Source organism: Desulforamulus putei DSM 12395, from assembly GCF_900129195.1.
Taxonomy (GTDB): Bacteria; Bacillota; Desulfotomaculia; order Desulfotomaculales; family Desulfotomaculaceae; genus Desulfotomaculum; species Desulfotomaculum putei.
The window spans coordinates 1-11,190 of record NZ_FQUY01000042.1; the positions used below are offsets into that span (position 1 = coordinate 1).

Consider the following 11,190-nt stretch of genomic DNA (forward strand, 5'->3'; position numbering starts at 1 on the left):
AGCAGTGCTGCCAGGTTGGTGGCTACCGTGGTGGAACCGTCCCCGCCTTCCGGCGACTGCACCACCCATATTTTCCCCCGCCCAGGAATAGCCTGCGGGCTTACAGGGATATTGTATAATGTCACCAATTCTTCTTGATGTTCTTGCAGTTTGGGAACCGCTGTTCCCCACAGCACCGGGGTCTCTTGAGTTTCTGTTCTTTTACTGAATGATTTAGAGATATTTTTAATGAATCGCAAAACCATTTTTATTTCACCTCCTGCTGGAGGAACAGGGTTACTTTTTTACCACCTGTTAATACCTGGGCTATTCTTTGTTCTTCCGACGGGTCGCAGGCAATGATGATAGCACCGGTTTTATCCGGCTGCATTTCTTGATTATTAGGAACATAAAGAACTATTGCATTGGCAGCAACCTTATCAACCATGGTAGCCGCCTTTCCCTCTCCTGTAGAGACACCCACTTCACCATAAACATTCACCCTGTCGCCTACCTCCAGCCCCTTTAGCCCCTGGGCGGTTTCCTGCGGCAGATCCACAGCTACTTTGCCAGGGGCGACAGTTGCCAGCCTTGCCGCCAAACTGCCTTTACCAGCTGTCACATGGTCTTTTTGCAAAATCTCATTACCCAGAACCGGGATGTTGAGGGTTTTGCCCATTACTTCATCCGGGTTGGTGATAGCTCCTGGCGGTATAGCTGATTTTGATACCAGTTTGGTACTGATATTTGAACTGTTAAGAATGGTGCCAGAGGGTAATTTCCCTTGTGTTACCACCACTTTTTCGGTTGGCGTGTTGCTGTTGATGAAGTACCAGGCTGACAGCCCGCCTCCTGTGGCTAATGCCACAGCCAGCACGATGTGCAGGTATTTTTTGATTTTTTTCAACCTATCACCTCATTCCAGATATATTGATCCAGGTTTTTCTTTAAGGCGTTCTGCAGGGCTTCTTCCGGAGTGGTTGTGATGGTAAGTTTACTCACAACACCTTCCGGTATCTGTCCCTGTTCACGCAGGTCAAAGCCAATAACGATATTTTCTTTTTGCCCCAGTGTTCGTTTTAGCCAGAGTAAAGACGTTTTCTGTTCCACCGGGTCACTGCCGGGAACCACGCAGAGAAGCACAGCCTCCTTTTGATGGATATAGGACTGCGCCAGGTCTATGTCCTCCCCGAAGTCAATAACGGTGTAATCAGCTTTACTTCTGGCTTCTTTCAAGATGTACGGCAGGTCTTCTTTAATGTTCATGTGCAGGGACTTGGCCGGGTCAACGGCCCAGATTTTTATATTTCCCCTATCTACTGGCACCTGACTGCCCGGTACCCGCCAGTCTGATAAGATGAGTTCTTCATCTGTCACGCCAAGCCAGGACGCGGCGGTACTGCGTCCTGATGCACAGATAACGGCAACATTACTCCCTCCTTCACTGAATGTTTTAGCAGCCTGGGCGGTGATTCTTCCCGCCAGGCCCGGCCGCCAGGGGCTTACTATAAGCAAAACACCCCCTGCTGTAATAGCAGACGGGTGTTTTGGTATACGGGCGGTATTTATAGGCATAACTTCTGTTTCTGCCCTATCAGGGTCCTTGCTTGACCGCTGTACGGCTTTTTTAAATATATCCGTCACCTGGGATATGCTTTGCAGAAAATTTTCTGCGGAACCACAGTTTTTTTCATTGCTGTGGGTAATTTCTTCCTCCTGCTCATCTTTATAGATTGTTTCATTAATGGTGTTTTGGATGAGCAGTACTAACTCTTCCCCTGATATGGTTTCACCCGGCGGGCAGGACAGCACCTTGCCGCCGGCGTTTTTCACTGTTTCAGCCATTATTTTGCCTTCATCATCCAGTTCCCCGGCTATGAATATGACATGCCGGGCATATTGGCAGGAAAAGACAGCCAATTCATCAGCATAAGGAAGCCCGCCGGTAGGCCCGGCCCGCATTATAACCGCAATATCCGGTTGGTTTTGCTGTACTGCTGTCCGAAATTCCTCGGGGGATGAGGCGGCTAAAACAATTTCTGCGGTGTGCGAAAAAGTGTTCTTGAACCATTCGTTGAGATTTTGGTTTCCCAAACCTAGAATTGTTGTTGGGGTTTTAATAGTTGTTTTTAGCTTGCTAGAATCAACCGTTTTGGTGGTTTTTGTTAATAGTGTTTCTTCAATGATTGACTCTTCTTGACTGTTTACATCTTTGCTATAATGCTTTTCCTGTTTTATTTTGGAAAATATACCCGTTATTTTCTCCACTGAAAACTTTTCAACCAGCTTTTCCCTGGGTTTATCCTCAACTACCTCCGTCTTAGGTTCAATATTTGGAGTAACAGTAGGTAATATCGGGCTTATATAAGACTTGTCTTCTACTATAAACTTTAATAAATCATCCTTGGTTAATTCATTTTTGAGATGAATATTATAAATCCCTAAACTCGAAACAGCCTTTTGAAAAGACTCAGGTGTATTTTCAGGTAAAATCAATACAATTTTAGTCTTTGGCCATATATTTCTTATCCCATCTAGTTTTTCTAGCATGACGCGGCCCCGGTTAATCTTTCCATTAGACAGCCCGGAAAGAACAGTCCCGTTTGTGATAAGAACCTCCGGAGCCTGCGTCTTACTTGCAACTGCTAATACTCCATCCAAAGTATTCTCCACACCGACAACCTGGTGACTCTCGCATAATTGTTCTGCTACTTGTTCCGAGTAATCCCCAAAAGAGATATATACTTCCAATATCTACCAACCCTTTCTACTATACGGATACCATTATTGTTGGTTTTGCTGGTTTGATTGTTGTACAGGCTGTTGAGTGTTTTGTTGAGCTGGCTGTTGTGCAGGCTGTTGACTGCTTTGTGCCGCCGGATCTACGGGTTGCACTACAGCAGGTTTAGATTTTAGGTCTTTAAAAAGGGCGTCTGCCCCGCCTTTTATAATCCCAACAACTTCTCCTGTATGGTGAGTAAGAATAAACCCCATAATAGAACCAAACATAGCGAATAAACCAGTTAAGAATAACCGCTTATCCAGCTTGTAAATTAAAGCTCCGACTAACAGCAAAATTCCCGAGACGGTAAAAGCCCCTTTTAAGAAGGGTGTTGCCAAACTTTGACCGGCAGAGGATAAAGAGTCTGCTGTTTTCCCAAGTGCTTCTACTACTTGCCCCGGTGCTATGGGATCTACATTTAAAGCCATATCCATTCTCCTCTCAAAAAAAAATTTTTTTCTCAAAAAATAAAAACCGCCCTCTATCTAAGGGCGGTACGCGCGTACCTGGTAAATTCTAATAAAAAACTAAAGATTATCTTAATTTCAGATAGGGCGCCGGATCTACCGGTTTAATATTATTACCTTCCTTTATTCGGATTTCAAAATGCAAGTGTGGCCCTGTTGCAACTCCTGTCCGACCTACTTTTCCTATCTCCTGTCCACCAGTCACTTTATCCCCTTGTTGAACATTATAAGAAGATAAGTGACCGTAAAGAGTTCTAAAAGTGCCATGATCTATGATTATACACTTACCATACCCGCCATTTACCCCGGCAAACACAACCACCCCTGATTGATATGCCACTACGGGGTGTCCTTCTGCTGCACCAATGTCGATTCCTGTATGGAAACTTTTTACCTTTATTACAGGATGGATACGCCAACCATAAGGTGAAGTTACTGTCCCCGAGGCTGGAACATGTGCCTCACCTAATGGCCCATTATAAACTATATCTTCTAAATACATATCAGAAAAATCATTGGATGTGATTTCATCCAGGTTAAAAGATTCATCCATGTTGGCAGCTAATTGAAGCACTAATTCGAGGTTCATCTTTGAATTAAGACCATATCTATCAAGCAGTGCTTTTAATTTTTCGTATGGCTCACCTGACTTTGTAACCCCGATAAATTCAGGAACAATGATTTTGGTATAACTTGTTTCTGTTGAATATTCAATTACTTTTTCCTTCCATTGGTAGCCGTAATCTGCATTATAGGCTTTAGCGCTGGTTAATAGGTTGATGTTATATTTATATTCTTCAGAATAACTTTGACTATTCCCTTCACTATCTGTTTCCGTCCATGTGTGATAGTAATAGAGCCGGAATTTTTGCATTTTAATATCCGGCTTTAATATGTCAAAGTGCTTATCCGGGTCAGGGTCTCGGCCCGTCATAGGAGTATTACCTAAGAGTTTTTGCCACCAGGAAGAATTATCTTTCTCCTCCACCCCATGCCGGCCGTGAATAATAGGGTCACACACAACCCGGTCAACAGCCGCCAAAAGTGACCACGGAACAATATGAGGCTTAACCTGATCTTGTTCTGCAACTATAATTGCTCCCTGTGAAGGCATATCCCCCATAAACTGGCCCCAAACTTCTAAAACAGTTTTTTTAGTGGCGGCGTTACCACTCTTTTCTTTAATTTCTGCATTTGCTAGCTCTTCTTGATCCATAAATTCATCAAGAAAACTATTTTGCAAATCGGTATATCGTTTATAGAGTTTTTGATCCCTTTCCATACTCCAAATATCGTTTTTGCCGTAGTTAAAAATAACGTAGTTGCTACCGCTTCCGGGCGAGTTTGTTATATCATTCCAAGATGCCTTATATTTTTGTGCTATATCCCAAGTGTGTTGGGCAAGTCTTTGAGCTTCAGAACTTTTTGGGTCTCCTTTATATTGCGCCAGTACAGCTACAGGGTCTAACTTACCCCATCCTATCGCCTTTAGGTATCTGGCTGCCGCCATTATAGAATCCCTAGCATTATATGGGTCTCCCCCATTGCCATAGGTGGCCCAAGTAGAAGGCATAAATTGCATTAAACCCATGGCACCAGAAGCATTACGGGCTCCGGGGTTAAAATTCGATTCGGTATAGGCCAAAGCACATAGTACCGGGGCATCTACACCGTATTCCTTTTGAGCTTCTTCAAATATTGGTTTTAATTCTGCCGGTAAAAGAACCATTTGGGAGGAAATATATTTCGGCACCATAAACATGGCAAAGTAAACAAAAAAAGCTACTGATAATCCAATCACAACAGGAACCCAAACCGGGGCAAGTACTGTAAAGAGCCATGCAAAAAACTTAAATAGAATTCTTTTTAATATTCGTCTACCTAATTTTCCGGCAGTTCTTAAAGCAAAAGAAATACCGTTTTCTAATAATCGTTTACTTAAATTTTCTTCTTCCAAAATACAACCACCTCAAAAAAAAAAAAAGAAGTGGAGGGTTAATTTCTCCACTTCCGATCAAGAGTCCCATTTGTACGATGTGACTGAACTAAACTATGAAATTGTGCTCTCATAGCATCCTGACTAAGCTGCTGTTGTAAGGAAAGTTTTTGCGACTGCATTTGAGCTAACTTGGCTTCCTGCATTTCATAATTGTTTTTAGAAGCCTCCAGACTTGTAATACCAGCTATCCTTTCTGATTTAAGGTCATTGTATTTGTTATTAAGGTATTGGTAAGCATCATAGTACTCTTGAATCTCCTGGCATCTCGCTATATCGGGTTCTTCTAACCCTGAGTCATTCTGCCAGTCATAACTACCCCAATTTTCGAGGTTATAGCCACTGTATGGGAATGCCTTATTCATTAAGGTTTCCGCCATAATCCCCGGTTCTACCCGAGCCCCTTCGTACAGATCAATTTTCTTATCCAGGTCTTTCAGGTAGTTTGAATCCTTACCATACAACTTCCCATAATAGGTCATATCAGCCTTAGCTTTGTCTCTTGCCATTTGTTGAGCAGGAATAGCTACTTCTAACGAGGCCAGCTGTTGGGAAGCAGTCATATTATTCTGTTTCATAGCATCAACATCTGTCTGGAATGGTGTCCCCTTAATCCTGCTTTTAGCCTGGTATGCCATAAAATCACCCAAGGCCCTGCCGGCAATATTATTGCCGAGCATTTGGATACCGGCTTGTCTGGCCTTATCTGGATCATAACGCATTTCATCTTGACTGATACCCGATGATTCCGGGCTGAAGTTACGGTATTTATTCATCGAGTCCATAATTCCGCCACCGAGTTCTGCCGTCTTACCGGCTGCCCAGCCACCCGCCATTGCCCCAAGGCTTATACCGGCTCCCGGGTTCCCCGCAAGAGCCCCGGTGAGGACACCTCCACCCATAGCACCTATTGCTCCGGCCGAGAGCTGTGCAGTACGTTTTGCCATGTTTTTAGCAACTCCACCTAAAGCAGAGCCAACCACTCCTCCAGAACCCCTTTCTCCAACCGCTTCCGCAGCGTCCGAGAGTTTATCAAGTTTTCCTTTCGCGGCACTTCGACCACCACTGGTAAGGATTTTCCCTGCGGCCAATAACCCGCCCATGCCTAAACCGGCAGCCATATCCCCGACCAAACTACCACCATATGAATCAGCGCCGATTACCCTGCGGATCAAACTGGCAACAGTAGGTAAACCAAAGCACAGGGCGAGTTTTAAGAAAAACGCATCCCCAATAAGGCCTGCAGATGTAGAGGTTGATGAAACATTGTTGGAATGGATAAGCAGGAACATAAAGGTAATTGCCCCTGCATGGGCAGCTTGCATAAAAATACTGGCAGTTAATTCCCGAAACCAAGTTGTTAAAGCATCTCGCCTCGATGGGAATATTGAAATAATAAACGTAATCGGCATAACCGCCAAAAGTACGGCTATACTAATCTTGCGCATGACGTATTGAAAGTTTATCACGCCTACAGTTATAACCGCCAGCGCCGCTATAATAGCATCACCCAGTAACCCGGTATCAGGGTTATAAATCCCGTCTAAAAAACCGTTGCTGTACAATTTAGGGTTTACACTAACCCCGGCGGCATAGAACTGTTTGATTATTAAACTGTTTAAGTCCCCCAGAAATCCAAGGATCGGAGGGGCAAATTTTAAAAGTAAAAGGGCAAAGAAAACTCCTATCAAATAATCCTTTGCAGTTAATCTTGCAAAAGGATCTAAGGAGTGCCGCCAAATCATTACCCCAATCACAACTACTATTATCAGCAGATTAATAGGCAAGAATTTTTCCAGCATATCATAAATGGGGTTAATGGCATAATCAAATTCGTTCTTACTAAATACTCCTAAATATTCAAGGTCCTGCCGTGGTTTTAGTTTATTTCCGTCAACCATAGCTAAAGAAGATGACTCAATTTCAACCCCAAAAGCCAGCTCAACAGGGTCCCGGAGGCCGATGACCTTAATAATGTATTTTGGGATTGCTACTATAATTGAACTTGCCATTCTTTCAGGCCAGTCAGCGGTCTCTTTGTATTTAACCCTTAAATCTTTTTGCCCATCCCCACCGTCTCCCGGATTCACAATATTTTTTTCGTCTACGTATATCTCGACAGTTTTTTTAGCAAAAGTTCCGGCGTATATTTCATATTGGTACCGCTTACCCATTTCAATGCTGCTATCGTTCCAGCTGTATTTTGCATTTTCTCCGAATTTTGCTGTCGATGGAAGACCCAAGTCCTTAGCAATGACCTTCTGATCGTAATTTCCAGAACTGCGAATAATACTTATACTCGTCGGGTGGTTTAATCCGGTATTGTCTGTAAGTTTTGCTTCCCATGTCAGGTGGACCACCGGATGTTCCTTGGAACCCGTAAGGATTGCTCTTGGATTTTCTATCCTAAATATTCCAAGATTATTTGCAGCCCAAGCCAGCGAAGGCACCAAAAGTGACAATACTAATACTAGGCAGAGAAGTTTCTTTCTCATTATCTCACCGCCCTCAAACGAATCAACTCGTTGGGATCGCTGGTAAACATCCTGTATTCCTCGGGTGTCGCATCGGCGTAGAATACAGAAGCGTCGTTATTGCACTTTATAATCCCATGTCCTTTGGTTGCGTTGAGCAAAAAATGGGATTCGCCTTCTGAAAGGGCAAATTTTTCTTTAACGCTTGCAATGTCCAATGGTTCCTGTTTAAGCAGGATTTTTGTAGTGCTGTTTTTCAGTATGGCAAGCCCCTGGTGTACCTTCGTGAAAACTTCAAAACCTTGTGTAACAGCAATCATGCTGGTATTCCGTTTTCGTGATGTCCTAAAGGCATCTTCCAGCCAAAGTGCTGTTTCTGGTTCGTACATCATTTTTTGGGCTTCGTCTGTGATAATAGCTTTCTTCTGCTTGTAGTTCTGGCCAAATTTCTCCCATACCCATTTTGTCGCAATAAAAAGCCCGAGGGGTCTCATAATTTCCTCATCAAGCCCCCGGACCGAAATTGCAAAGGCCGGTACGTCACTGATATTGACATTGCTCTCACAGTCAAAGATAGCCTGAGAAGGGAACCCGCCCTGTACCGTAAAAGGCTTCAATAGTTCAGCTGCATCAACTAACTCCGGCTGGCGTTTCATTTCAAGCCATAATTCCGTCAGTGTCGGCATCTTTTTTTTGACGCCGGTTGTTCTAATACCTGTCCCTCTTTCGTACAGAGAAGCCGGGTCTTCTGTTATCCCTCTACGTCTATACAGTTCTCTAATGGTTTCTTGAATCCCGATTTTAACCCGACCAGGTAATTCCTGCTTTTCGTAGGTTCTTATCATCTTAAAAACCACTGCTGTAACGGCCTTAATTGTAGATTCTAGGTTTACGCTTAGGTTCCCATCTTCATCTTCTTCTTCCTCAACATCGAAAATATTTATTCTGTGGCGTGAATTTGGATGAAGTTTGATATATGGGCATCCCAGGCCTAACATTAACGATTCATATTCTGTTTCAGGATCAATTATTCCGACTCGAACGTTTGTTATAACTAAGCGACAAGCAATCAATTTTATCGTAAAACTTTTGCCGGCCCCGGCCCGGCCCAGGCAGACTATATTTGGATTCTCGTTTGTGGGGTACCAGGGGTCATATAAAATTAAGTTTCCTTGAGGATCCAACCCTATCGGTATGCCCGACCTGTGCCTTAGCCCCCCCTGTCCAAAGGGAAACAGGTCAGCCAAGTTACTTGACTCCATAGAGCGAAAAGTATCTTTTAGGACTTTGGCATCTAACGGGGTCATAGACAATAAGGCATCTAATTGCCTCATATCGGCTGTCCGGAGGTGGATACCTTTGCCTGCAAACTTCTTTACAATGACATTACAGAACCGTCTAAAAGTTTCTTTATCTGTAGAGGAAGCAGTTGCCTCGATTGATACCATAAACATCCGTTCATTGCCGCGTTTTATATTTCTGTGACGCTCTGAAAGCTCTGCAATTTGATCTCGAATGGTATTTTTCTTAGCCAAGTTCTTTTCTTCCGCATACTCTACTTCGAGTTGGGCAATTTGTTGTTCTAACTGCCAGGCAGTTCGTGTTGTGTCCATAGGAGTAACGTGAATGGCTATATCAAGATCAGCCTCACCAAAGTCAGCAATATACAGCTGATTCAATATACCCATCCACGTACTGCCGCCGGTTAAGATGGCAAAAAAACTACGGAAGTATCTTGTCGGTTCCGCCGTTGCCCCTATTTCTACCCAATAATCCGTAGCGTTTCCGTCAGGTATCTTATCACCCGGACCAACTTCTTTTATAGAAGAGGGAGCGATAAGGTCTTTTTCGTTGGCAGCACCAAGAAAAATGTCAGGCTGGTTTTTACCGGGCGGTTTTGGCTTTGGTTTTTCTTTATTTTTGAGAAACTTTTTAAACATTGCAAAACCCCTTTCTGTTTACTGAAATTTTGGCGGGAAAACCAGCTTGCTTTCCAGCCATGTCTTTAAAGATTTTTTACGATAAACGTATTGATTGTTTAGGTTCCAAAATAAGTGTTGATACATTGAAATTTCCTTCTTTTTCACCAATTTTTTCTGCCACACAGATGCTCCCGCCTTTACGCGTAGGGTGATTAAAAGGGCAACTCTTTACTATCATCTATCAAATCTAACAACAATTCACCAATTTCATCGTCGTGTAACAGATGGGGCATTTTTATATCACCAGGGTCTGTTTCGGTATACCTGGCCTCCGTCCGGACTGAAAATAACCGTACTTTTCCAGTCGGCCCCCATCGATTTTTTACAATCCACGCATCCAGCACTTTCACAGCTGAATCTTTTTCTTGGTTCCGGGTATCGTCAGCCCATCGGAGTTGTATCCCCGCGTCGACGGTATACTCTACATCTCCGGTTTCTTTAAAATCTGCAATACTAGCATCCGTGATGCCCCGACGGTATGCGCCTTTAGACAAAGAACTAACCAAAATTACCGGACCATTGGTATTCTTGACCAGTTCCGTCATTGCAGCGACCACGTGAATAACTCTCTGGCGAATATCAGAGTAAATACCGCCTGCTGCAAATTGTGCGAACTTCTGAACAAAGTCTAATACCACCATACAATGTTTCGCTTTAGTCCGAACCATTAATTTGTAGACTACAGCCCGGATGTGGGCAATCGTGGTGTTTTGTTTTGCTTCAACGATAGTAAACCTATCGCCTATAGCAGCAAGTGCGGTGGAGGCAATATCTGCAAACTCCTTCGGTTCAGCCAAGGCACGCTCAAATATGTATGGATTTTTTCGAGTATGAATACAAGCCATTCTAGTTGCAAGTAAATCAACTGGCCGAGTCTCACTAACATCTACCCACACAACGCAAGTATCTTTTTCAGCTATAAGATACCGGTGTGCTAGAAAAAGCGCCATAAACGTCTTTCCTAACCCAGGTTCACCACCCAGAGCATACATACCAGGTTGAATACCGCCGAAAAACTCCGTCATAGTTTTCATATCTTCCCCAAAAGACGGGTACACTGTTGGTCTGCCTGTTTTCTTGATTTTCTCCCGCTTTTCAGTGAGAGTTTTTTCTGCCCGCGTAAGCAATTCGCCAAAACCTATTTGCTCTGGTAAAGTAACTGGTTTGTAAAATTTTCCTTCTTCTGCAGTAGTAGAGGATTTAATTCCCAAATTAAACACTCCCAAAAATTTTTCTTTATTGTTTTTTCGGGTCAGCAACATTTTACTGCTGACCCGGAAGTCACCTGCATATGAGAAGCTGTTGCTGTTTCTCGAAAAGTGGGTATTTTTCCTGTCGAAGCTAAGTTGTGATGTCAGCCCGAAAGTTGGTTGCACATGAGAAGGTGTTACCGTTTCCCGAAAGGTTAGTTCTTTACAACAAAATTGCGGCAGGTTTCCCCCGCCTCTATAGGCGGCGGGCGGAATGCCGCATACTAATCAAATCACTTCTTTCCATGAAAATCCGGTTG

Annotated in this window: 8 protein-coding genes; all 8 read right to left on the reverse strand. The window is 43.5% G+C overall.

The features are described 5' to 3' along the window. A partial coding sequence (locus tag BUB67_RS15280) for a hypothetical protein (RefSeq protein WP_200798188.1) occupies window positions 1-245 on the reverse strand: 245 nt, incomplete at its 3' end. Window positions 246-247: 2 nt separating this feature from the next. Then, complete coding sequence (locus tag BUB67_RS15285; protein ID WP_073240243.1) at window positions 248-886, reverse strand: SAF domain-containing protein; 639 nt, start codon at window positions 884-886, stop codon at window positions 248-250. Further along, window positions 883-2,730 carry a hypothetical protein gene (locus tag BUB67_RS15290; RefSeq protein WP_073240244.1) on the reverse strand — a complete coding sequence of 616 codons (1,848 nt, stop codon included), beginning with the start codon at window positions 2,728-2,730 and terminating at the stop codon, window positions 883-885. The genes BUB67_RS15285 and BUB67_RS15290 overlap by 4 nt, the downstream gene beginning before the upstream one ends. A gap of 33 nt (window positions 2,731-2,763) precedes the next feature. Continuing rightward, complete coding sequence (locus BUB67_RS15295; RefSeq protein WP_143157115.1) at window positions 2,764-3,225, reverse strand: hypothetical protein; 462 nt, start codon at window positions 3,223-3,225, stop codon at window positions 2,764-2,766. A 70-nt stretch (window positions 3,226-3,295) separates the two neighbouring features. Continuing rightward, window positions 3,296-5,185 carry a peptidoglycan DD-metalloendopeptidase family protein gene (locus BUB67_RS15300; RefSeq protein WP_073240246.1) on the reverse strand — a complete coding sequence of 630 codons (1,890 nt, stop codon included), beginning with the start codon at window positions 5,183-5,185 and terminating at the stop codon, window positions 3,296-3,298. A 38-nt stretch (window positions 5,186-5,223) separates the two neighbouring features. Then, window positions 5,224-7,719 (reverse strand): TrbL/VirB6 family protein, encoded by a 2,496-nt coding sequence (locus tag BUB67_RS15305; protein WP_073240247.1) that lies wholly within the window; start codon window positions 7,717-7,719, stop codon window positions 5,224-5,226. Continuing rightward, window positions 7,719-9,638, reverse strand: a complete 1,920-nt coding sequence (locus BUB67_RS15310) for a VirB4 family type IV secretion system protein (RefSeq protein ID WP_073240248.1) — start codon at window positions 9,636-9,638, stop codon at window positions 7,719-7,721. The genes BUB67_RS15305 and BUB67_RS15310 overlap by 1 nt, the downstream gene beginning before the upstream one ends. A gap of 194 nt (window positions 9,639-9,832) precedes the next feature. After that, window positions 9,833-10,939 (reverse strand): DnaB-like helicase C-terminal domain-containing protein, encoded by a 1,107-nt coding sequence (locus tag BUB67_RS15315; RefSeq protein ID WP_159431857.1) that lies wholly within the window; start codon window positions 10,937-10,939, stop codon window positions 9,833-9,835. Window positions 10,940-11,190: the final 251 nt, after the last annotated feature.

Coding starts and splice junctions, on each gene's coding strand:
- BUB67_RS15310 (WP_073240248.1), bottom strand. CDS start 9,638: ATGTTTAAAAAGTTTCTCAAAAATAAAGAAAAACCAAAGCCAAAACCG.
- BUB67_RS15305 (WP_073240247.1), bottom strand. CDS start 7,719: ATGAGAAAGAAACTTCTCTGCCTAGTATTAGTATTGTCACTTTTGGTG.